General features: G+C 61.2%; 18 protein-coding genes and 2 riboswitches. Of the genes, 2 read left to right on the top strand and 16 right to left on the bottom strand.

Going from position 1 to position 22323, the window contains the following annotated elements; translation table 11 throughout:
* Positions 1-90: 90 nt before the first annotated feature.
* The 4 genes from groL to AB4Z15_RS18715 all read right to left on the bottom strand — a co-directional run bounded on the left by groL (position 91) and on the right by AB4Z15_RS18715 (position 3427).
* Complete coding sequence (groL, locus tag AB4Z15_RS18730) at positions 91-1716, bottom strand: chaperonin GroEL (RefSeq protein ID WP_442005923.1); 1626 nt, start codon at positions 1714-1716, stop codon at positions 91-93.
* Between the two features lie 313 nt (positions 1717-2029).
* Positions 2030-2233 (bottom strand): cold-shock protein, encoded by a 204-nt coding sequence (locus AB4Z15_RS18725; RefSeq protein ID WP_216926027.1) that lies wholly within the window; start codon positions 2231-2233, stop codon positions 2030-2032.
* 189 nt (positions 2234-2422) lie between these two features.
* Positions 2423-3043, bottom strand: coding sequence for a LytR C-terminal domain-containing protein (locus tag AB4Z15_RS18720; protein ID WP_442018452.1), 621 nt, complete (start codon positions 3041-3043; stop codon positions 2423-2425).
* A 48-nt stretch (positions 3044-3091) separates the two neighbouring features.
* Positions 3092-3427 carry a DUF3263 domain-containing protein gene (locus tag AB4Z15_RS18715; protein ID WP_396133470.1) on the bottom strand — a complete coding sequence of 112 codons (336 nt, stop codon included), beginning with the start codon at positions 3425-3427 and terminating at the stop codon, positions 3092-3094.
* A gap of 109 nt (positions 3428-3536) precedes the next feature.
* Here AB4Z15_RS18715 and AB4Z15_RS18710 point away from each other — a divergent pair, with 109 nt between their 5' ends.
* On the top strand, positions 3537-4304 hold the full coding sequence (locus AB4Z15_RS18710; protein ID WP_442005920.1) for a uracil-DNA glycosylase: 768 nt from the start codon (positions 3537-3539) through the stop codon (positions 4302-4304).
* A gap of 52 nt (positions 4305-4356) precedes the next feature.
* Positions 4357-5196, top strand: coding sequence for a siderophore-interacting protein (locus tag AB4Z15_RS18705; protein WP_442005919.1), 840 nt, complete (start codon positions 4357-4359; stop codon positions 5194-5196).
* Between the two features lie 24 nt (positions 5197-5220).
* Here AB4Z15_RS18705 and AB4Z15_RS18700 read toward each other — a convergent pair whose 3' ends face one another.
* From AB4Z15_RS18700 to AB4Z15_RS18645, 12 genes are all read right to left on the bottom strand, one after another.
* Complete coding sequence (locus tag AB4Z15_RS18700; RefSeq protein WP_442005918.1) at positions 5221-6708, bottom strand: threonine/serine ThrE exporter family protein; 1488 nt, start codon at positions 6706-6708, stop codon at positions 5221-5223.
* Positions 6709-6736: 28 nt separating this feature from the next.
* Positions 6737-8050 carry a peptidoglycan bridge formation glycyltransferase FemA/FemB family protein gene (locus AB4Z15_RS18695; RefSeq protein ID WP_442005974.1) on the bottom strand — a complete coding sequence of 438 codons (1314 nt, stop codon included), beginning with the start codon at positions 8048-8050 and terminating at the stop codon, positions 6737-6739.
* A gap of 105 nt (positions 8051-8155) precedes the next feature.
* On the bottom strand, positions 8156-9244 hold the full coding sequence (locus tag AB4Z15_RS18690) for a lipid II:glycine glycyltransferase FemX (protein WP_442018451.1): 1089 nt from the start codon (positions 9242-9244) through the stop codon (positions 8156-8158).
* Positions 9245-9355: 111 nt separating this feature from the next.
* On the bottom strand, positions 9356-11341 hold the full coding sequence (locus AB4Z15_RS18685) for an ABC transporter ATP-binding protein/permease (RefSeq protein WP_442018450.1): 1986 nt from the start codon (positions 11339-11341) through the stop codon (positions 9356-9358).
* 2 nt (positions 11342-11343) lie between these two features.
* Positions 11344-12483: a peptidoglycan-binding protein gene (locus tag AB4Z15_RS18680; RefSeq protein ID WP_442018449.1), complete on the bottom strand. Its 1140-nt coding sequence runs from the start codon at positions 12481-12483 to the stop codon at positions 11344-11346.
* Positions 12483-13277, bottom strand: coding sequence for a hypothetical protein (locus AB4Z15_RS18675; protein ID WP_442018448.1), 795 nt, complete (start codon positions 13275-13277; stop codon positions 12483-12485). Before AB4Z15_RS18675 ends, AB4Z15_RS18680 begins: the two co-directional genes overlap by 1 nt.
* Before the next feature lie 286 nt (positions 13278-13563).
* Entirely contained in the window at positions 13564-14385 is an 822-nt protein-coding gene (locus AB4Z15_RS18670; protein WP_442018447.1) for a DNA/RNA non-specific endonuclease, read from the bottom strand.
* 38 nt (positions 14386-14423) lie between these two features.
* Positions 14424-15842 carry an L-serine ammonia-lyase gene (locus tag AB4Z15_RS18665; RefSeq protein ID WP_442018446.1) on the bottom strand — a complete coding sequence of 473 codons (1419 nt, stop codon included), beginning with the start codon at positions 15840-15842 and terminating at the stop codon, positions 14424-14426.
* 597 nt (positions 15843-16439) lie between these two features.
* Positions 16440-16826 (bottom strand): glycine cleavage system protein GcvH, encoded by a 387-nt coding sequence (gcvH, locus tag AB4Z15_RS18660; protein ID WP_431118535.1) that lies wholly within the window; start codon positions 16824-16826, stop codon positions 16440-16442.
* Between the two features lie 571 nt (positions 16827-17397).
* The gene (gene gcvT / locus AB4Z15_RS18655; protein WP_442018445.1) at positions 17398-18531 is read right to left on the bottom strand and encodes a glycine cleavage system aminomethyltransferase GcvT; all 1134 of its coding nucleotides are present in this window, start codon (positions 18529-18531) and stop codon (positions 17398-17400) included.
* Positions 18532-18545: 14 nt separating this feature from the next.
* Positions 18546-21392, bottom strand: coding sequence for an aminomethyl-transferring glycine dehydrogenase (gene gcvP / locus AB4Z15_RS18650; protein ID WP_442018444.1), 2847 nt, complete (start codon positions 21390-21392; stop codon positions 18546-18548).
* A 52-nt stretch (positions 21393-21444) separates the two neighbouring features.
* Positions 21445-21576, bottom strand: a riboswitch (glycine riboswitch).
* Positions 21577-21674, bottom strand: a riboswitch (glycine riboswitch).
* Between the two features lie 93 nt (positions 21675-21767).
* The gene (locus tag AB4Z15_RS18645; protein ID WP_442006961.1) at positions 21768-22307 is read right to left on the bottom strand and encodes a TetR/AcrR family transcriptional regulator; all 540 of its coding nucleotides are present in this window, start codon (positions 22305-22307) and stop codon (positions 21768-21770) included.
* Positions 22308-22323 lie beyond the last annotated feature (16 nt).

The raw sequence follows: 22323 nt of genomic DNA, 5'->3' as shown, positions 1-22323 counted from the left end.
ACTTGGGCGATACAGCAAGACGGCGGCCCCCACCAAATGGTGAGAACCGCCGTCGTTTGCTCTGAAGCGTGACGCTACAGCTTAGGAGGCTTAGAAGCCGCCCATGCCGCCCATGTCGTCGCCACCGGCAGCCGGAGCGTTCTTCTCAGGCTTGTCGGCAACTACAGCCTCGGTGGTCAGGAAGAGACCAGCGATGGAAGCAGCGTTCTGGAGAGCCGAGCGGGTGACCTTTACGGGGTCGTTGACGCCGGCAGCCAGCAGGTCTTCGTAGACACCCGTGGCAGCGTTCAGGCCGTGGCCGGAAGGCAGGCCGCGAACCTTGTCAGCAACAACGCCCGGCTCGAGGCCAGCGTTGAAGGCGATCTGCTTCAGCGGAGCGTCGATGGCAACCTTGACGATGTTGGCACCAGTTGCTTCGTCACCCTGGAGGGTGAGGTTGGCGAATGCCTTGGCACCAGCCTGGATGAGGGCAACGCCACCACCGGCGACGATGCCTTCTTCAACGGCAGCCTTGGCGTTGCGGACTGCGTCCTCAATGCGGTGCTTGCGTTCCTTGAGCTCAACCTCGGTTGCGGCGCCGGCCTTGATGACTGCAACGCCACCGGCCAGCTTGGCCAGGCGTTCCTGCAGCTTCTCGCGGTCGTAGTCGGAATCGGAGTTTTCGATCTCGGCGCGGATCTGGGCAACACGGCCAGCGATCTGCTCGGCGTCGCCGGCACCTTCAACGATGGTGGTCTCGTCCTTGGTGACAACGACCTTGCGGGCGGTGCCGAGGAGTTCCAGGCCAGCGTTTTCGAGCTTGAGGCCAACTTCTTCGGAGATGACCTGGCCACCGGTGAGGATGGCGATGTCGGCGAGCTGGGCCTTGCGGCGGTCACCGAAGCCCGGAGCCTTGACGGCAACAGACTTGAACGTGCCACGGATCTTGTTGACGATCAGGGTGGCCAGGGCCTCGCCCTCGATGTCTTCGGCGATGATCAGCAGCGGCTTGTTGGACTGCATGACCTTCTCCAGAACCGTGACGAGTTCCTTCACGTTGGAGATCTTGGAGTTCACGATCAGGATGTACGGGTCTTCGAGGACCGTTTCCTGGCGCTCAGCGTCGGTGACGAAGTAAGCGGAGATGTAACCCTTGTCGAAGCGCATGCCTTCGGTGAGTTCGAGCTCCAGGCCGAAGGTGTTGGACTCTTCGACCGTGATGACGCCTTCCTTGCCCACCTTGTCCAGGGCTTCGGCAATGAGGCTGCCGATTTCCGGGTCACCGGCGGAGATGGAAGCCGTGGCCGCGATCTCTTCCTTGGTTTCGATTTCCTTGGCAGAGGCGAGCAGTTCTTTGATGACTGCCTCAACAGCCTTCTCGATACCGCGCTTCAGGGACAGGGGGTCGGCGCCGGCGGCAACGTTGCGCAGGCCTTCCTTGACCAGTGCCTGGGCGAGAACCGTAGCGGTGGTGGTACCGTCGCCAGCGACGTCATCCGTCTTCTTGGCAACTTCCTTGACCAGCTCAGCGCCGATCTTCTCGTAAGGGTCGTCCAGCTCGATCTCCTTGGCGATGGAAACACCATCGTTGGTGATCGTGGGGGCGCCCCACTTCTTTTCGAGGACGACGTTGCGTCCACGCGGGCCGAGGGTGACCTTGACGGCGTCGGCGAGGATGTTCAGGCCCCGCTCGAGGCCGCGGCGTGCCTCTTCATCAAATGCAATGATCTTGGCCATAACGGCGGTAGTCCTTTCGGGACAGTCGTTAAGAAGGAACCTGTCAGATGGGGTGCCCGCGACGGACGGTCCTTTGCTTGCGGCCTATGTATGCCGCGCGCTCCGGACCTCACCCCACCAAGGTGTTTCTTGATCCCCCTGACGTTCCGAGAGCCATCCGCCGCCGGCGTAGGCCGGGCCGGAGTTAGCAGTCGAAGCGTAGGAGTGCTAAATCAATAATTAGCACTCGACCGGGGAGAGTGCAAGCAGAAGCGCCACTTTGCGCTATAAACAAAGGGGTTTCAGCCGTTAGCTGACGTGACGGCCAAAGGGACTATGCAACGCGGACGCTTTCGGCCTGCGGACCCTTCTGGCCTTCGCCTAATTCGAACTCCACCCGCTGGCCTTCCTCGAGGGCACGGAAGCCTTCCATCTGAATAGCGGACCAGTGCACGAAGACGTCGTCGCCGGAGTCATCCACAGTGATGAAGCCGTACCCTTTTTCGGCATTGAACCATTTGACGGTTCCCAAAGCCATGATGCCCACACTTTCACAGTAGCCAAGACCGGTTGCCGGGATCTCCGGACCGGAATCAATCCACTGTAACCACAGTCACTATCCGCGCGCTGCTGCCGAAGGGCCCACCATGACTTTTGTTATTGAGGCTTAACCGAGTTGCAGCTTTCGAGGCTGAAACCACAGAAAAACGGTCGGGATTCAGCGAAATTACCGGTAGCCAGGTCCCACAACAACCACTAGAGGCTGCTGTATTTCAGGAGACTCAACAACCGCGGTGATACCGAGGAGTTTGCCCAGTGCTTCTGCATTCGCCTTCTGTCCAGGGACGTTGTAAAAGACCACGGACGACTGCTGCGGCAGGCCGCCCCAGTTCCCCACAGATCCCAAAGCCCAACCGTCGCCTTGGACCAGGCCCGCGACGCGGCTGGCAAGGCCAGCCGTAGCCGTGCCGTTGTAGACAGCCACTGCAACGGTCTTGTCCACCGGCGCAGCAGAGGGAGTTACCGAAGGTTCGCCCGAAGGCGTGGTGCCCGGGCTGGGCTCACCGGAAGCGATGGGTGCGTTGCTTGACTCTGTAGGAGCAGCAGAAGGGGAGGTTTCGCTCTGCTGGGGCGCCGGCGTCGAGACGCTTGTGGACGCGCTGGGGGCCACCAGGCCAAGCCGCGGAAGTATCAGGAAAGCTACGAGTCCCAGCACCAGGGCGACGGCCCCTACTGTCAAGACCGGCCACAAATTGGGGCGGACTGTCTCTTGGGCGTCACGGTGCACCCCCTGCCGGGAGCTGTTCTGTGGGACCCGGTCGAATTCATCCTTGGCAAATTTGGTCATGGTGAAGCCTTGTCCTTGCTGGTTGCTGCTGACTATCAGCCGGGCGATTTACGCGTCGGACCCCAAACGGCGCGCTGTCCGCGCACGTTGGCGCGACGTACGTAGTCTACGCAATCTCTTCACCAGCATGGGATCGTGGGCCAACGCATCTTCGGTATCGATAAGTGCGTTCAGGATCTGGTAATAGTGCGTGGCGGAGAGATTGAAGAGCTCACGGATCGCCTGTTCCTTGGCGCCGGCGTACTTCCACCATTGCCGTTCCAAGGCCAACATTTGCTGATCACGGTCACTTAGAGGTGAGTCGCTGCGGGTCTCGGCTGCCAGGTCTTCAAGTGCCAAACCGGTAGACTGCGGCGCCATTGGTTCCGGTGCTGGTTCTGCCACGGCACACTCCTTGACGCTGGTTGGGGGAAAATGTCCTACCCCCCATGTTACGGGCGAATAACAACGCTGTCATTCGCACCGCCGATGCTCTGGAGGAGACAATGACAGGGTGACTGGTGAGGATGCACTGTTTGACCTGGAACCCGCCGGCGTTGCCGATCGGGGCTTCGAGGAGCTTGTTGACCAACCCTTGGAAGAGCTGATGGCCGTGGACTGGGCGGACGCGTTGCGACCCGTGGAAGGCCAACTCCGTGAGGCTTTGGCCTTTGTTGCGGCTCAGGCTGCCCAAGGGATCCACGTCCTTCCTGCAGCTACCAACCTTCTCCGGGCTTTCCGCCGACCATTGGCTGACGTCAAAGTACTCATCCTTGGCCAGGATCCATACCCAACCCCGGGACACGCCGTCGGGCTTTCCTTTGCCGTTTCGCGGCATACGCGGCCGATCCCCCGGAGCCTGGCAAATATTTATCGTGAACTCCACGACGACCTCGGGCTCCCGCCGCGCATCCATGGCGACCTCACGGCCTGGACTGACCAAGGCGTCCTGCTGCTGAACCGTGTCCTTAGTGTCGCAGCCGGAAGCGCTGGCTCACACCGCGGCAAAGGCTGGGAGGCAATCACGACGGCGGCTGTCAGTGCGGTAGCCCATCGCACCGACGGCGCGGGACGCCGGAGTCCCCTGGTAGCGATTCTGTGGGGGAAGGACGCCGAAGCGGTCATGCCGCTGCTGGATGGCACACCGGTAATCACTTCGGTGCACCCGAGTCCCCTTTCGGCATCACGTGGTTTCTTTGGTTCCAAGCCGTTCAGCCGAACGAACCAGCTGTTGGCTTCACAGGGCGCAGAGCCCGTCGATTGGGAACTACCCATCTTGTAACCTTCGACTCATACCCAACTGGCACCCCACGAATTAGCTTAGGCTTGCCTATATGGCTGCTCTCCCCGTTTCTTCGTCCGCCACCCGGACCACACGCCCGCAGGTCAACCTGAGGGTCCTGCGCAAAGAATGGCTCTCACCTCACATGGTGCGGATCGTCGCCGGCGGGCCAGGGTTCAGCGACTACGTGAACAACGAATACGTGGACCGGTACGTCAAGATCGTTTTTCCCCAGCCCGGCGTTGATTATCAACTTCCGCTGGACCTGTGGGCCATCCGCGAGACGATGCCACGTGAGCAATGGCCGCACACCCGGACTTACACCATCCGCTGGGTGAACCTGGAAGAACGGGAACTGGCGATTGACTTCGTAGTCCATGGCGACGAGGGCCTGGCAGGGCCTTGGGCAGCGGCAGCGGAACCTGCGGACACTCTGATTTTTACCGGCCCCGGCGGCGCCTACAATCCTGCGCCCGACGCCGATTGGCACCTCTTCGCCGGCGATGACGCCGCGATTCCAGCCATCGCAGCCTGCATAGAGGCGCTCGCCCCGGAAGCCCGCGGATATGCGTTCCTTGAGGTGGACAGCGCCGAGGACATCCTGCCTATCTCTGCTCCTGCTGGCCTGGAACTCCACTGGCTGCAGCGCAATGGAGTGCCGGCCGGATCAAGCGAGCTGTTGCTTGACGGGCTCCGCGAAATGCAGTGGCTTCCCGGCCGCGTAGATGTCTTTGCGCATGGCGAAAGAGGCTACATGAAGGGCCTGCGGCAGATCTTCTTCGCCGAGCGCGGTCTGGAACGTTCGCAGGTTTCGCTCTCCGGATACTGGGCGCAGGGCCGGGTTGAGGAAGTTTTCCAGGCCGAGAAGAAGCTCCCCGTAGGACAGATTTAGTCAGATCCAGCGGCCAGCGCAGATCTAGCGGCGCCGTACCCTGCGGCGCTCGTTGCTGGATAGGCCCTTCGTGAGCGGCCTGGCCAGGTTGTCACCGAGGACGATTCCTGCTGCCACTCCCAGGACAATCGCGCCTGCATTCAGCATGCCTCCGGCGCCCTGAAGAATGTCCGCTTCCTCAATGGTCAATACATACATTGAACGGAATATAGTCAGGCCGGGCAGCAAAATGAGCGCGGCCGGAACAGCCACTACAAGTTGGGGAGCGCCAAGTTTAAGCGCCACTACCCGAGCCAGCAGGCCGATGGCCACAGCCGAAACTGCCGGCGACAAGCGGTCGCCGAACCCGGCGGTAGTAGCCGCCCACAAGACGAAGAAGCCAACCAAGCCGACTGCCGCCGTCGGGAGTAACAGACGCATCTGCGTCTGCTCGGTGACGCCGATAGCCACTACAGCGATGGCGATCAGAATGGCTTGGCCCCACAAAGGATACGCATCCGGGAATGTTTTGGTGACGTCCAGGACTTCGCTGCCCATGAGGGTCCCGACGACGACGGCCACGGCGATACCAGCCACGATCGCGCCGAAGGTGAGCAGTGTGGAGAGGAATCGTCCGGCGGCCGTGACCGGGAAGCCGTTGATGGCGTCCTGCACGGAAGACACGAGCCTGCCCGTTGGAAGCAACAACAGGATTCCACCCGCAACCACAATGGATGGAGCGATGTCCGCACCCGCCCAACGCAGCATCAGGGCGATAAACGTGACCAGGAACGAGCACGCCATGGTGATGAAGAAGTCGGGGGTGCGCCAGCGGCTGAGTTGCCGGGCAACCAAACTGATCAGCAAGTTGGAGCCAAAGGCGAGGGCTGAAGCGCCCGGACCACCACCCAGGACGCCCACGAACACCGCCGCGAACACAGCGAAGGCAACCGTGACCATCCATCGAGGGAAAGGCTTGGCGCTGCGGACGATGTCATTCAATCGACGGACGGCTTCGTCGCGGCCCACTCCCCCGGCCACGATGTCCGTGACCAGTTGATGCACCTGCGCGAGGCCGGCGTAGTTATTGGTCCACGAGCGCACCACACGCAACAACGTGATGGGGGTCTGGTCCTTTGGCGCATAGTTGATGGCCACCGACTGGTTGGTGATGTCCACTTCAACGTTCTTCAAGCCAAGGGCCGCTGTAACGGCAATCATGCTTGTCTCAACTTCAAGGGCGCCTGCACCGTATCGGAACATGACCTCGGCCAGATGCAGGGCGAAGTCGATCGTCTTACGCGCTGAGGCGTCGACACCCACAACCTGGATAGTGGGGTTGGCGTAGGGACTGCCCGCGAGCCGGTCCACGATGTTCATGGGGGCTGTGGGCGGGCTATCGCCTTGCACCAAGCGCATCAGCATGCGCTTGGCATTGGCGTTCTGCCGGATTTGCGATGGTCGCATCGGCTGGGTCTTGGGCAAGCCGTCAGTGTGAGGCCTGCCGCCGGAGCCCTCAGGGCGTTCAGTCACGCAGCGTTCCTCCTTAGGCTTTGGTTGATTAGTTCTTCACTCGGAATTTCCTCAGCAGGTTTCCGGGCTCCGGCAATTTTGCCAGAACCGTCTTGGCGGCAGCTGCGAGCTTCCTGACCGCCTGGTAAGCGGTGAAGACCGGCAGATTCACCGGCGTCACGAAGTCGCCAACCAGCTGGACCACCTCGCCGCCGAAGCCCTTCTTGAATTCGTAGCCGCCGTGACCGGTTTCGTCCTGGCCCTGGATGCCGAAGGTGCCGTAGAAGTTATAACGCGAGTAGCCGTTGTTCAGAGCGTGCAACAGCATGCCCCAGTACAGCGACGTAGCTCCGTTGAAGTAGATGTAGTCCTGGACCGTGCCGCCGATCACGCACACGATTTCATCGCCGGAGCAAGCGAAGTGGATCGCCGCAACCGTAGCCACGCCAACCGAATCGGGGAAGCGTTCAATATCCTTGAGGCTCCGCTCGTAACTGTCCACGAGGTCCTGGACCACCTTGATGCGGTTGGCCTTCTTCTTGCTCCCGGTTTCCTCGACGTCGCGCTTGAGGTCCGCGAGTGTCTTGGACTCCGCATCCAGGCGCTCTGTGATGGAGGCCCGGTATTCGGGGATGTTGATCTTGGCCATCATGAGCTTGGTGAACTCATCCGAGGTATTGCGGAGCAGTTGCTCGTAATACTCACGCTCGCGGTAGGTGAAGCCCTTTTCGTCACCGGCGGTGCTCAGCGCGTCGTAGAAGTCGTCCAGGGTTTCCAGCGTGGCCTGTTCCAGGTAAACGCCGTTCTTTTCGGCCTTCCGGATGGCCTTGCGCGTGCGGTAATTCATTCCCATGATGAGCTCTTCGGAATCGGCGATCCCGTCCAGCTTCTTGACGAACATCCAGTTGATGTTCGCGAAATTCATGTCAAAGCCCTGGTGTTTGAAGCCCAGCCCTGCCAGCTCCTTCAGCAGTGGACGGTTGTCCTCAACCTCCGGGTGCTCCGCTCCGTCCTCGTCGCGTGCGATGTACTTGACGTTTGGTGAGATGCGCAGCTCAGCAGCCTTCTTCGAGGCCGCATGCTTTTTCAACTGCTCGACGACGAACCGCACCGCTTCGGCGTCGCTATAGTCCATCAGGGGTCCCTTTGCGCAGTCGCACACCTTGTAACCAAAGCGGTTGGCGGTGTAGACGAGCTTTCCGGCTGCGATCAGGCTGCCACCGCGGGTCACGCCAAAGAGCTCCACTTCCTGGCCGCGAGCACGCTGGAAACGCGCCAGGTCCTCGGACTGGATGAAGCTGCCTTGCGGGTGTCCCTTGGCGAATGTCTCGAAATCAGCGTCACTGAGAATCACGAATTCCATGTCGGTTCCAGCCTCAATCGGAGTCAAAGAAATTACCTCACCTAGATAGATTTGCACCCGTTGGTGGCCGGGGCGGGCCTGAAGTGTTGGGTTGGTGCCGGTTCTTTAGTAGAACTGTCCGCCTGTGCGCATAGTTTCCAGCCGGCGGAAGATGCGCTCTGCACCCTTGAGCCAGAGCTTATGGCGGATTGGTCCGAGGACGAGGTCGTAGCAACCCACGAAGTCCGTCACGGTCTTGGTGAAACTCGTTTTGAACAAGCCCATGCCGAACAGCGGGTGTGTCTTGTCCTTGATCCGGGCGGCAGGCGGCGTGCCGCAGAAATCATACTCAACGCAGCCCAGTTCCTGCATCCGCTGGATAGCTGCCCACTGGACCAAATGCGAGTCACCGTACTGCTTGCGGTTCTGGGCGGAACCGCCATCCTTGTAGGTTGCCTTGGAGCCATAGTTGATAACAAAAGCACCGACGCTGGGTGCGCCGTCCTCGTAGACAAAGAAGAAGTGACCCTGGCCACGGCTGCAGAATTCGTGCCAGAAACGGGAGTAGTACTCGTAGCTCCGCAATGGCATGGCACCCTTGGCGTTCACTGTGTCTTGCATCAGTGCGTAGAGCTTGCGATAGGTCTCCTCGCCGGGCTCGGCTGGGAGGACCTCGCATCCTTCACGTTCTGCCCTGCGGACAGCGTTGCGGGCCCGCGATGAAATGCTCCGTAGTACTTCGTTGGCGGGGGCCGAAATATCCAGGAGTGCGGTGGAATCGTTGGATTGGATGTTCGGGGCCTTAACCAAGCCAGCCGCCTTCAGCTGACCGGACACCTCAGCTGACTCCACGACGTCGGGCTCTATCTTGATGGTGAAGACGTTCATCTTCTGTTCCTTCGCCAGATTGGCGACGGCGGTGAGCATCGGTTTGATGTCTTCCACGGCGGCAGCGTCGGGCCCCTTGATCAGGTACCAAAGGCGGCCCAGGACGGGAAACTTCTTCTCCAAAAGCAGGTTGTAGCTGGCGTAGTCAGCGGCCTCAATGACGAGCCGGCGGACCAACCAGCCGTTGCCATCCTTGACTGCCGCATAGGCGTCCGACTGCAGCATGTTGCCGCCATTGGGGTTGGCTGTGACGTGCTTGTCCCAGTTATCGATTTCCTCGGCGGTGGCAAAGCGGGCGGTAAATTCTCGCAAGGTGGCCGTGTCCAATCTCAGGGGTTTGGTGCAGTGTTCAAAAGCTGGGTGCGCATGCGGACATGCAGCCTCAAGTCTATCGGGCCGAGGAAAATAGCCCGACTCTGGGTGAGTTGCCCGCTCGAACTACGCGCGAATAGCCTGAGCCGGATCCGCTTTGGACGCCGCAATGGCTGGATACAACGCTGAAAGAACACCAGTAGCTGCGCCAGCGGCAACTCCGGTCCACACTGATTCAGGCCCCAGAACCGGTGTCCACCCTTGGCCCAGGCAAAAGGTCAGAACTCCCAGCACTCCGACCGCTCCGCCAGCCAGTCCACCGCCCAATCCCACCAGCAAACCCTCAAAGATAAACATCCGGCCAATGCTGAAGCGACTCGTACCGAGGGCTCTCCGCAGAGCGATCTCCGACCTTCGCGTTTGCACAGTCAGATACATCGACGTAGCAGCGCTAAGACAGGCGAGTGCCAGCAACACCCACGAGATGACACTGATCAACACGCCCAGGTCATTGTTGACTCCCTTGCGGAGTGAACGAAGGTCTGCCACCGTGTTGACGGTGAAGTGCTCGGGATGAGCTGCGTCGAGGGCCAAAGGAATCGCGTCGGCCAATGGTGCTGGAAACCCAGGGAGGGTGCGGACCACAAATACAGGGTTGTCAGAAGCAGCGGATGGGTAGGCGCTGATCCCCAGGATGATGCTGTCTGCAAGAACCGGGTTCCTTCCGGCTTGGCGCAGTATGCCCACGACTGGAACCGACTGCCCACCGATCCAAATTTTCTGGCCCGGACCCGCAGAAGGAATCCCTAAACGGACGGCCGTATCTTGTCCCACTATTGCTATGGGCTTTCCGAAGGAATTGTCCAGGAGAGATAAGGCAGAAGCAGGCTCAACTACGGCCTGGCTGATGTCCAGAAAGGTCGAGTCCACGGCCAGGAGTGACCCTGCGAAGTCGTCCTCCTGGATTCCCCTACTTGGCTGAAAGCGTCTGGGCCGAAATTCAGAAGTCGCCAACTCCACTCGCAAACCAACCGCGACCACTCCGTGAAGATCCTCTATTTTCTTCTTCTGACCTCGCAAGGCTGCGATGTCAGCGTTCGCGGGTTGGACCCCAGATGGGCTTCTTGAGGCTTGCACTTCATCCAATGCGGCTTCGGCCAAGCGCTCGGAAACCTGCGCGGAGGCACTTTGGCTAAGGCCTACTGAGGCAACCAGTCCGCCCGATCCCAGCATGAACGCCAGAATGAGCAGCAGTGCCTTGCCTGCCCTGGAGGTAAGGGATGCCAATGCATCATAGACGTCATCCATCAAGAGATTGAGCCGTCTCCCCAGTGGGGCTGGGGAGAAAACTTCAGTTGGATCCCGGCGTCCAACCATGGGCTCGTGAACAGCTGTCGAGGCAGGGGAACCCGGCGCGTCGGGCTTTGCCAGTCGTCCGTCGTCGATGACGATCTGACGGCCTGCTGCGGCGGCGACGATCGGATCATGCGTAATGACGACGACTGTCACCCCGGTTCGATTCAACGCCTTGAGATCCGCGATGACACTCTGGGTATTGACACTGTCCAGGTTGCCTGTGGGTTCGTCTGCGAACAGGATCCTGGGCTTGGTCGCGAGAGCACGAGCCAAGGCAAGACGTTGCCTCTCCCCTCCAGAGAGGTTCCTGCCGAGCACGCCTGTCCTGTGCAACAACCCAACGCGCAGCAGGGCCTGCGTTACTTCCAACTCCCGTTCCAGGTGGCGGACACCTTGCACGCGAAGGCCGAGCGCTGCGTTCCGTGCGGACGATTCATCCAAGATCACATGCGAGGCTTGGAAGACAAACCCAAACATCCGCGATCGCAACCAGTCACGCTGCTTCTCGGCCATCTGTGATACGTCGGCACCGTTGATCGAGTACGTGCCTTCTGATGCACGGTCCAACAGCCCAAGAATGTTCAGCAGCGTTGATTTGCCGGATCCTGAGGGACCTATGATCGCAACGAATTCACCCTCACAGATCTCAAGATTGACGTCTTGAAGGGCCGCCGTAGGCACATCGGCTCCCCCATAGGAGCGCCCGATGCCTTCCAACCGGAGCAGGGGAATCCTGCCGGGCCTTGGCGCTGGCATGTTCACGATACGTCGACCGTGGTTCCAGGCTCCAGCTTCGAAGTCTCGGCCAAGGCAGCCCACCCATCGCGCTGCCCTGTCACCGTCACATCAATTCTTTCCGCCGATGCGGGCTCACCCGTATCCTTTTCCGAACTTGGCACCATCACGTACGTCCCGATGTCGTCCTGTTTGATCGCGGTCAGGGGAACTGCCAAGGTCTCCTGGACCGGCTCCTTCACGCTGACAGAGACAGGCTGACCGGGCTTTGGTTTGTTGGGATCGTCCGGAACAGATGCGATGATGTCCATCCCTGGAAGCGTCCCCTTTTCCGGATTCCCTTGGTCGAAAACCCCGATGCTCTGGATGACGCCCTGGGCGCTGTACCCACTGGCTTCGAGCGCAACGGCCTGGCCAACTGTGAGAGCTTCAGCCTGTGTAATTGACGCCCGTCCCACGACCACGTCCGGGGCAGTTTGCGCTGTAGCCACCAAAAGATCGTCCGTCAGCACGGCTCCTGAAGCAGCGATGCTCGTCACAGAGCCCTCATCACCAGGAATTTGAACAAACTCCCTCCACCGGACCATGGCCTTCTTGTCGTCGGATTTTGGTGCTGACTGATCAACGTCACGGTACAAAGCGGCCACGGATTCTTGGGTGGACTTATCAAAGACTCCGGTCACGTTGGGCCGATACCCTATGGATTGAAGCCAATTCTGCAAGGCGGAAACGTCTTGACCGTTGTCACCATCTTTCAAGTCCCGATACAGCGGGACGGACGTTGATATGACAATCAGAGGGCGTCCGGACACAGTCGCAACGATTGTCCCGGGCTTTAGCGTGTCGCCAACAGCAACCAGCATGCGCGTTATGACGGCGCGTTCAGTCCCTGGCGGTACTGATGCTGCCATGCCCACCGACGTTCCCGGGGTCATGCTCCCGGGGATGATCAAAGTGCTCGCCACAGTCCTACGCTCCACCGTGGCGGTCACCTTGATTGGAGTGTTGATGGAGTCGAGGGCCGCAGACTGGGGTGACTTTATGTAGCTTCCGGCAAGGAAGGAACCTGCCATTCCTGCCATAACTATGACCAAGAAGCCAATGATCCGCCGGAGTCGCGGAACACGTGGGACCTTAACTACTGCGTCTTGCTGCAACGGCATCAAGCGGCGCCCTTGCCATGTTGCCGGAGAATCGTCCTCGCTTTGGCCAAAGCCTCGGTCTTATCATCCGCGAGCCTGTTCATGGCAGCTTGGTTGGCGGCGATCAGGGCAGATTGATACTGCGCCCGGATATCCGAGATGCGTTGCATTACCTTGGTTTCCTGCTTGCAATTCGTGTCTTGTACAGCTGTCCTGATTTCGCCTTGCTTGTCCGAAGGGTACGAAGGCACCCACGCATCAGGTGAGTCCTGTCGCATTGAAATTCCGGCATCTTTGAGGCACGCAATCCAGTCGTCGCGTGATTCCCTCCAGTCAGGATCCCGCTCAGATAATGCATTTGAGTCATTGCTAATGTTTGTTAGCAATGAGTCCGCACCGGCGATTCTGCTTCGGAATGGAGGTATCTGATTCGAGGTCGTGGCGTTATCGCATTCAAAGTACTTCTTGACATTTGCGTCCGCTGATTCCCTCGTCCTGGAATCGTAAATACCTGGGACGGTACGGATGATTGCCTTGTCATATCCGTACTTCGCCGCAAGTTCGGGAACCCAAACGCCATACGACTGGTCGGCTTTAACCGTCAGATCACCGTGCTTCTCTGGCATGGTGACACCGGCGTTTTTCATGCAATCCTCGATGACATACATGTTGGCCGCAGTTATGACCATTGATTCGTCGGGCGTCGCTTCGTACGCATCCATGGGTAAGGAAATGGTCGCCGTAGCCGGATCCAGTTTTGCATGCACGCCGGCATATGCCTCCCGGTCCACGGAAGGCAAGGACGCCGCATCCACTCCGCCAGGCTGCGAATTGGCGCTGCATCCGGCCAATGCAACTACCAATACGAGCAGACTCAGTGGATACCGTGCCATTTTGCCTCCCGGCATCCCCCCCAGCTCCGATTGAAACTGTATTGATGCTAAAAATAATCATCTTGCGAGGGAACATCAAACAGGGCAGTTTATCGGGAATTCAATGGTGAAACATTAGGGTTTTATCCGAAATAGTCATGTTTGGGCGTCACGAAGCTCCTGGCCACGACACATATAAAGGGGACGTCCGTCCCGGTCCAACGCGCCCTTACAGCCGGATCTGCTCAGCACTCTCCAACTTGATGGCTTTCGGTTCCTTCCCGAGTTCGCGCTGGCCCTTCACCAGACGGTCCGCGTTGGCGAGCCTACTGAGGCTCAGTCCGGTCAGGTCTGCGATCTGCGCGATAGGGACCTGGAAAGTCCGGTACGGCCCCAGCGGGGGTGGCTCACCTTCAAGGAGCCGCTGGTCGATCGCCTTTTTCAGTTCAACTTTGCCCAGTAACGGCGATTGATCCAGTACAAAGCCGGCGGCGCCGAGCTTGGCGTCGTTGGTCCACACGGCGATTTTCCAGAACTTCCGCGGAACCTGTACGCCCCTGTACGGGAGGTCGTCGTCGAGAAGTACTGGCCCGGTGAACACAGAGAGCTTGGCGTCATACGCATCCGCGTGACCCAGCACGTGGTCCTCGAGCCCCACCCACAGTTCCTTGCCTTGGTTGAAGTCGTCCACCTGCGGTGCGGCATTGGTAAAGACGAAGGTCTCCTGATTCGCCGTTTTAGCCGTGGCCGGATCGCCCCACACGGGATCCAGGCGACGGACCAAGTGCCCACGATCGAACGCGTTGTTCTTGTAGACGTCCGGGCCGGCCTGCTGTTCTTTAGGGATCCTGCTATCGAAATGCCAGGTTCCCTCGCGGGCCAGCGGGCTCAGCTCACGGCCACTGATGTTGACCCCCACGATCGCCGCGAGCTTCCGGGCAACCCGGAAGCGCACGGAGAAGTGCGTGTAGTCCAAAAGAATCGTCGTTGCCGACGGACTGGGCAGTTCAAGGCGTGCCCGCAAAAAATCCCTGTCGTATCCCCCCCTCATGGATACATGATGGCACTAGGCACCGACAGTAAACAGACTCAGCATTCGACGACGTTCACGGCGAGGCCGCCCATCGCGGTTTCCTTGTACTTGGAGGACATGTCCTTGCCGGTCTCGCGCATGGTCACGATCACCTCATCCAGCGACACCCGGTGCGTCCCGTCACCCCAGAGCGCCATCTTCGCCGCGTTGATCGCCTTCGCCGCCGCGATCGCGTTCCGCTCAATACACGGAATCTGCACCAACCCTCCGATCGGGTCACACGTGAGCCCCAGGTTGTGTTCCATCGCGATCTCCGCCGCGTTCTCCACCTGACCCGGCGTACCACCCATCACCTCAGCCAACCCGGCAGCAGCCATCGACGACGCCGAGCCCACCTCGCCCTGGCAGCCCACCTCGGCACCCGAAATGGACGCCTGCTCCTTGTACAACACACCCACAGCACCCGCGGCGAGCAGGAACTTCACCACCACATCGTCCTTGTCCGCCTGGGACGCCTTGTCCATGCCCGGGGCGTAGTTCAACGCGTAATACAACACCGCCGGAATGATCCCCGCAGCGCCGTTCGTCGGGGCAGTGACCACCCGCCCGCCCGTGGCGTTCTCCTCATTAACAGCCAGGGCGATCAGGTTCACCCACTCCTGCCAATACTTCGGATCGTTGCGGTCCTTGTCTTCCTTCAACAACCGCTCCAGCCAGTCAGGAGCACGACGGCGGACCTTCAACCCCCCGGGCAACACACCCTCACGCTTCAACGACGTCTCAACACACGCCTCCATCACGGACCAGATATGCAACAGACCCTCCCGGATCTCCTCCTCACTCCGTGACGCACGCTCGTTGATGAACATGATGTCGCTGATCCCCAGGCCCTTCGAGGAGCACCGGCCCAGCAACTCGGCAGCCGTCCGGAACGGCAACGGCAACTCCGCCTTCGTCTCCTCCAACTCCGCCCGCGCAGCGTCCTCCTCACCCTCCCGTACGATGAACCCGCCACCAACCGAAAAGAACGTCGCCTCCCGCAGAACATTCCCCGCGGCATCAGAGACGGCAAACTTCATCCCATTCGTATGCCGCGGCAACACCGTCAACGGATGCAGGATCATGTCCTCCACGGCATACGGCAACTGAACCCCGGCACCCGCTTCACCGGCTCCGGCCAGATTCAGCACACCCGTCTCAGCGATCGACGCGAGCCGCTCCTCCACCTCATCGGGCAGGATCAGCTCGGGGTGATATCCCTCCAAGCCCAGCAGCGTGGCCGTCATGGTCCCGTGGCCACGGCCAGTCGCAGCCAAGGAGCCATACAAATCAACCCGCAAAGAGGCCACCTGGTCCAGCAGGCCGGACTCACGCAGCTCACCGGCAAACACCGCGGCAGCCCGCATCGGCCCCACAGTATGGGAACTCGACGGGCCAATACCCACGGTGAACAAATCGAAAACACCAACAGCCATGGTCGGGATTCCTTAATACAGTTTGAAACGGTCCGCCAGATGGTCCTGGCGGATGGTCTCCCCCGCTCGTGGCGGAAGCGACCGAACAACGACGCCGGGCGGCCCCTTTTGGCGGCAACCCGGCGTCGCGAATTATTTAGTTCCTACAATCCCACGCTACGCCACAGTTGGCGGTGTATGGGCGCTTCGGGCCAACGTCCTCCGCGGGCTCCAGCGGCCATTTCGGGGCTCCGCTGCCAAACATGCCGTGCGCACGGCATCTCCGGCAGCGTACCCCCGAAACGGGCAAGGCAACCCCTCACCGCCCGCCCAGAAACCGGCCCCTTTGGAACCGGCATCCGGCAGCGGCCGTCCAAGGGAGCATCCCAACCCCTCACCGCCCGCCCAGAAACCGGCCCATGGGACCGGCGTCCGGCAGCGGCCGTCCAAGGGAGCATCGCGTCCGCACGAAACGGCACCTGACCGCTGGCCCCTTGGGACCGGCGTCCGGCAGCGGCCGTCTAAGGGAGCTTCGCGTCCGCCCAGCGGGCGCCTAAGCGACCGAGGCCGCAGAGGATGGCGGCCCCATCGGGCCAACTGACAACGCGTGCAGAGCAGTTACGCCAGATCTCCGCCATTCTTGGAGGCGTACTCTTCGGCCGAAAGCAGCGGGCCCTCGGACTCAGCGGCGACCTTGAACAACCAACCAGCACCGTAGGGGTCGTTGTTGATCAGGGCCGGATCGCCCACAACGGCGTCGTTGATCTCGGTGACCTCACCAGTGACCGGCGAGTACAGGTCCGACACGCTCTTCGTGGACTCAACCTCCCCACAGGTCTCGCCAGCCGTCACGGCGGAACCAACCTCGGGCAGGTCAACGTACACGATGTCGCCCAGTGCGTCGGTGGCAACCTCGGAAATCCCAACGGACACCAGGTTCCCCTCCCCGCGGGAAACCCACTCGTGCTCGTCGGAGTACTGAAGTTCGGGCGCTACTTTGGGCATTCTGTTTCCTATTCTTTGGTTGATCAAAAACTATGGCTGTGTGTGCGGCAGTCTTGGCTGGGTTGGGGGCGTGGAACCGGGTTCCTCCGCGGGCTCGGTCGCGAGGACGCCCGCTGGGCGGACGTGCCGCTCCCTTGGACGCCCGCTCCCGGAACCCGCTCCCCCGCCGTCGGCCCGCCCTCCCTGGCGAGAACCCAAAACATACTTGGATCCGAACCATCGCGCGGAGCCAGCCTTGCGCCGTGGCGCCAAGTCGAACGGAGCCATGTCCTGCGGGCAAGGTGATCCAACCGAATCACCTTCGGCAGGTTGCCACTCCCCCAGCATTCAGCGGTTCGAGGGGCGCCAGAGTGGCCGCGCGTCCTGGTGATGTGCGCAGCCCCTTCGGGTCCGGTGACCGGCAGCATGCGTCTAAGAGAGCATCGCGTCCGCTCAGCGGGCGCCCTATTCGACGGGGGCCACGCCGTCCGGGTTCCCTGGCCGAGCTTGCGAGGCGAGGGGGACGGTGGGGAGCATGCAGAGGTCGCCGGCCCCGACGGGCCAAAAGGCGACCCGTCGGGACAACCCCCGCTTACTTCTGGCGCTTGTAGAACGGCAATGCGACAACTTCGAACGGCTCGCTCTTGCCCCGCAGGTCGATGTCCAACGCAGTTCCAATTTCGGCGTGCTCGACGTCGACGTAGGCCAGCGCTACCGGGTAGCCAAGCGTTGGGCTGGGCTGGCCGGAGGTGACTTCGCCTACTACTGCACCGTCCTTGAGGACCGGGTAGTGGCCTCGACCAGCGCGACGTCCCAGGCCCTTGAGACCCACGAGCTTACGTCCACTGGTGGAGCCGGCTCCGGCTGCTTTGAGGGCAGCGAGTGCGTCTTTGCCGACGAAGTCGCCTTCCTTGGAAAGTGCGACGACGGGACCGAGCCCTGCCGCGAAGGGGTTGCCTTCGCGGGACAGTTCGTTGCCATAGAGCGGCATGCCGGCTTCCAGGCGCAGGGAGTCGCGGGAGGCCAAGCCTGCCGGGACGAGCTCGCCTTCTTCAGCGGCGTCGGCGATGGCCTGCCAGAGGTTAGCAGCGGAGTCGTTGGACACAAAGATCTCGAAGCCGTCTTCACCGGTGTAGCCGGTGCGGGCGAGCAGCAGGTCCTGAGTGCCGCCGTCGAACGTGAACGGCACCTCAACAGCGGCGTAGTACTTCAGTTCGGTGACCAGGGCGTGCTGCTCTGAGGGCACAAGGCGGACGAGTATGGCTTCGGCGCGCGGACCCTGCACAGCGATGAGCGACGTCTCGGAAGAGGCGTCCTCCACAACCACGTCAAAACCAGCCGCGCGCTCCAGCAGTGCCGCCGCCACAACCGCAGCGTTGCCCGCGTTGGGGACCACCAGGAACTTGTCGGCGCCACGACGGTAGGTGATGAGGTCGTCGATGATGCCGCCGTCTTCCTGGCAGATCAGCGAGTACTTGGCTTTGCCTTCGGCCATGGCGGAAATCTTGCCTACCAGCGCATAGTCCAGGAACGCTGCCGCGTCAGGTCCGGTGACCCAGACTTCGCCCATGTGGGAGAGGTCGAACAAGCCGGCAGACTTGCGGACGGCGTGGTGCTCGGCCAACTCGGACGAATACTTAAGGGGCATCTGCCAGCCACCGAAGTCGGTGAAGGACGCGCCCAGTTTCTTGTGCTCTTCGTAGAGAGCGGTGTAGTTCTCGTTCATTTGCAGGGCGTCCTTTAGTTTTCGAAGTCTTCGATCGGCGGGCAAGAGCAGACCAGGTTGCGGTCTCCTGCTGCGCCGTCGATGCGGCCAACGGGCGGGAAGTACTTGTCCTGCTTGAGGTGGTGGACGGGGAACGCGGCCTGCTCACGCGGGTAGGCGCGGTCCCAGTCAGAACTTACGACGGCGGCAGCCGTGTGGGGTGCCTTGCGCAGCGGGGAGTTCTCAACAGTGAAATCGCCTGTGGCAACCTGCTCGATTTCGGCACGGATGGTGATCATGGCTTCGATGAAGCGGTCGATCTCCACGAGGTCCTCGGACTCTGTGGGCTCCACCATGAGGGTTCCGGCGACAGGGAACGCGAGGGTGGGAGCATGGAAACCGAAGTCGATCAGGCGCTTGGCAACGTCCTCAGCAGTGACACCTGTGCGCGCAGTCAGTTCACGGAGGTCCAGGATGCACTCGTGGGCAACAAGTCCGCCTTCCCCGGTGTAGAGCACGGGGAAGTGCTCGTTGAGGCGGGAAGCGATGTAGTTCGCCGCCAGCAGCGCGGACTTGGTGGCTTCCGTGAGCCCCTGGCCGCCCATGAGCTTCACGTAAGCCCAGGAAATTGGGAGCACACCGGCCGAACCGAAACGGGAGGCCGAAATCGGGACGTCGTTGCCTTCGGTCCACGAAGCAGCGTCACCGGGCATGAAGGGCGCCAGGTGTGCCTTGGCCGCGACCGGGCCAACACCGGGTCCGCCGCCGCCGTGCGGGATGCAGAACGTCTTGTGCAGGTTCAGGTGCGAGACGTCGCCGCCGAACTTGCCCGGTTGTGCGAGTCCAACGAGGGCGTTGAGGTTTGCACCGTCGATGTAGACCTGGCCGCCAGCTTCATGGATGGCGTCGCAGACTTCCCGGACGTCGGCGTCGTACACACCGTGCGTGGACGGGTAGGTGATCATGATGGCCGAGAGAGCGTCCCGGTTTGCTTCGATCTTGGCCTTGAGGTCCACGTGGTCGATGGTGCCATCAGGAGCGGTGGCGACCACAACAACCTTCATGCCAGCCAGAACTGCGGAAGCCGCGTTGGTGCCGTGCGCAGAAGCAGGGATCAGGCAGACATTTCGCTGCCCGTCGCCACGGGACAGGTGGTAACCACGGATCGCGAGCAGGCCGGCGAGCTCACCCTGGGAACCGGCGTTGGGCTGGATGGAGACCTGATCGTAGCCGGTGATCTCAGTTAGCTGGGACTCAAGATCGGTGATCAGCTCGCGCCAGCCCTCTGTCTGGGAATCCGGAGCGAACGGGTGGATCGAGGCGAACTCCGGCCACGAAATGGCTTCCATCTCGGCGGTTGCGTTGAGCTTCATGGTGCAGGAACCCAACGGAATCATGGTGCGATCCAGTGCAAGGTCACGGTCCGAGAGCTTGCGGATGTAGCGCAGGAGCTGGGTTTCGGAGCGGTGCGTGTTGAATACGGGGTGCTGCATGAAGTCGCTTGAGCGCTCCACGGAAGATTCCAGCGCGAAATCTTCTGCTGATTCGAGCACCGAAGCGCCGAAGACCGCCGCGACGTCGGCGACAACCGCCGTCGTTGTGGTCTCATCAACAGAGATGCCCACCAGATCAACGTCAATGCCGCGCAGGTTGATGCCCTTGGCCTCGGCGGCGGCCACAATCTCAGCCGCTTTGCCGGGGATGCGGACTGTGATGGTGTCAAAGAAGGAAGTGTGAAGGACCTCGACGCCGGCAGCCTTCAGCGACGCTGCAAGGGTGCGGGCGTGACCGTGGGCGGTTTCGGCGATTGCCTTCAGGCCTTCCGGGCCGTGGTAGACGGCGTACATGGACGCGACGATGGCCAGCAACGCCTGCGCGGTACAAATGTTGGACGTGGCCTTCTCGCGGCGGATGTGCTGCTCGCGGGTCTGCAGCGCCAAGCGGTAGGCGGGGACACCGGCGTCGTCCTTGGAAACACCCACCAGACGGCCCGGCATGGAACGCTCGAGACCCTTCTGGACGGCCATGTACGCGGCGTGCGGGCCGCCGAAGAACAGCGGAACGCCGAGGCGCTGGGCGGAACCGACGGCGATGTCCGCACCTTGCTCGCCCGGAGGGGTGATGAGCGTCAGGGAGAGCAAGTCTGCTGCGACCGTGACCAGTGCACCGCGTTCCTTGGCCTCAGCGATGACGGCGGAGTGATCAAACACGCGGCCCGAAACGCCGGGCTGCTGCAGGACGACGCCGTTGATGACGCCCTCCGGGAGACCGAGCGAAAGGTCAGCAACCTCAACCTCGAAGCCGAGGGCCTCAGCGCGGCCCTTGACGATGGCAATGGTCTGGGGGAGGCAGTCGGCGTCGAGGACGGTCTTCCCATCATGGGCTGCCTTGTTTTTGTTGGCACGGCGCATCATGAGCACGGCCTCTGCAACGGCGGTTGCTTCGTCCAGCAGGGAGGCGTTGGCGATCGGCAGGCCCACGAGGTCCTGGACCATGGTCTGGAAGTTCAGGAGGGCTTCGAGCCGGCCCTGCGAGATTTCCGGCTGGTACGGCGTGTAGGCGGTGTACCAGGCCGGGGACTCGAGGATGTTCCTGCGGATAACCGGCGGCGTGACGGTGTCGTAGTAGCCCTGGCCGATCATCTGGACGGCAGTTTTGTTCTTGGACGCAAGCTTGCGCAGCTCAGCCAGCACCTCAACTTCGCTGAGCGCGTTTTCGAGCGTGAGGGCAACGTCCTGGCGGATGTCGTTGGGAACGGCCGTATCAACCAGCGAATCAACGGTGTCGTAGCCGACCGTCTTGAGCATGGTGTCAATGTCGGCCTGGCGGCGGGCGCCAATGTGCCGATCGACGAAGGTGGTGGAGGCTGAACTAACCGTCACGAAGGAACTCCATTACTTGGGCGGCGTTTGGGTACGCCACAGTGGCTGGGTTCCTCCCCGCTCTGTATTGGACCTGAGAGTTTCCGCGTGTTGCTTGCACAACCATCGCTTGCACCGTCGGTGAGCACAGCATCTTTTCCGCGCCAAAGGACGCGGCAAAAGGCCTGCTACTTTCCAGAGTTGCCTCGCCGCGGCGGTGCGTGGGCCTGAGAGATTCCTGGGGAGGGTTTGCTCCTACGGCGCCCGCATCACTTGCTTGCAGGACTCTCCCGCCGCAGATCAAAGGCATATTCAATTGTTTGCGTGCCCCAGTAAAGGCGCACCACAAGGCTCAATTGTCCTACGTTGGGGGCGTCGCCGCAAATGGATGACCCGCTACTTGCGGAGCCGGTCCAGGACTCCCAGCAGGATCTCGACGTCGGCCTCCCGCCCGGCCTTGCCGCCTTCCCGGCCACCCTCGAACATGGCGTTGAAATACAGGCCGTCGCCCATGTAACTGACAGCCTTGGCAACCTCCGGACCAACATCCTCAGCCAGGACGTCCAACCACTGCTGCTGGATTCCGGCAAACCTGTGGCGGGTCTCCTCATGGGCAACTTCGGCCAGTCTCGTGGCAGCAACGAATGCACGATCCATGGGAGTTCCGGCCCACAGTGAGGTCCGAATGAAGTAGGCAGCGCTGCCATCTGGCGCGGTCTTCATTTTTTCGATGTCTGCCTGGGCCAACTCATCCAAGCGCTCCAACAGAGCGCTGATCAGCGATTCCTTGTTGGGGAAGTGGTAAAGCAGTCCGCCCTTGGAGACCCCTGCCCGCTTGGCGACTGCGTCAAGCGTGGCAGCCCGCTCGCCCACCTCAATAAGAAGGGCTTCATAGGCATCCAGGACCGCATCCCGGGCAACTGGTTTTCGTGGCATGACTACATCATTCCCT

It is taken from the genome of Paenarthrobacter sp. 2TAF44, from assembly GCF_052114885.1.
Taxonomy (GTDB): Bacteria; Actinomycetota; Actinomycetes; order Actinomycetales; family Micrococcaceae; genus Arthrobacter.
The sequence above is the reverse complement of the archived record's forward strand: the minus strand, read 5'-3'. Positions and strand labels throughout refer to the sequence as shown.

Excerpts from the sequence above, each read along its gene's own strand:
- groL (WP_442005923.1), bottom strand. The coding sequence starts at position 1,716 with ATGGCCAAGATCATTGCATTTGATGAAGAGGCACGCCGCGGCCTCGAG.
- AB4Z15_RS18725 (WP_216926027.1), bottom strand. The coding sequence starts at position 2,233 with ATGGCTTTGGGAACCGTCAAATGGTTCAATGCCGAAAAAGGGTACGGC.
- AB4Z15_RS18720 (WP_442018452.1), bottom strand. The coding sequence starts at position 3,043 with ATGACCAAATTTGCCAAGGATGAATTCGACCGGGTCCCACAGAACAGC.
- AB4Z15_RS18705 (WP_442005919.1), top strand. The coding sequence starts at position 4,357 with ATGGCTGCTCTCCCCGTTTCTTCGTCCGCCACCCGGACCACACGCCCG.
- AB4Z15_RS18695 (WP_442005974.1), bottom strand. The coding sequence starts at position 8,050 with ATGGAATTCGTGATTCTCAGTGACGCTGATTTCGAGACATTCGCCAAG.
- AB4Z15_RS18685 (WP_442018450.1), bottom strand. The coding sequence starts at position 11,341 with ATGCCAGCGCCAAGGCCCGGCAGGATTCCCCTGCTCCGGTTGGAAGGC.
- AB4Z15_RS18680 (WP_442018449.1), bottom strand. The coding sequence starts at position 12,483 with ATGCCGTTGCAGCAAGACGCAGTAGTTAAGGTCCCACGTGTTCCGCGA.
- AB4Z15_RS18670 (WP_442018447.1), bottom strand. The coding sequence starts at position 14,385 with ATGAGGGGGGGATACGACAGGGATTTTTTGCGGGCACGCCTTGAACTG.
- AB4Z15_RS18665 (WP_442018446.1), bottom strand. The coding sequence starts at position 15,842 with ATGGCTGTTGGTGTTTTCGATTTGTTCACCGTGGGTATTGGCCCGTCG.
- gcvH (WP_431118535.1), bottom strand. The coding sequence starts at position 16,826 with ATGCCCAAAGTAGCGCCCGAACTTCAGTACTCCGACGAGCACGAGTGG.
- gcvT (WP_442018445.1), bottom strand. The coding sequence starts at position 18,531 with ATGAACGAGAACTACACCGCTCTCTACGAAGAGCACAAGAAACTGGGC.
- AB4Z15_RS18645 (WP_442006961.1), bottom strand. The coding sequence starts at position 22,307 with ATGCCACGAAAACCAGTTGCCCGGGATGCGGTCCTGGATGCCTATGAA.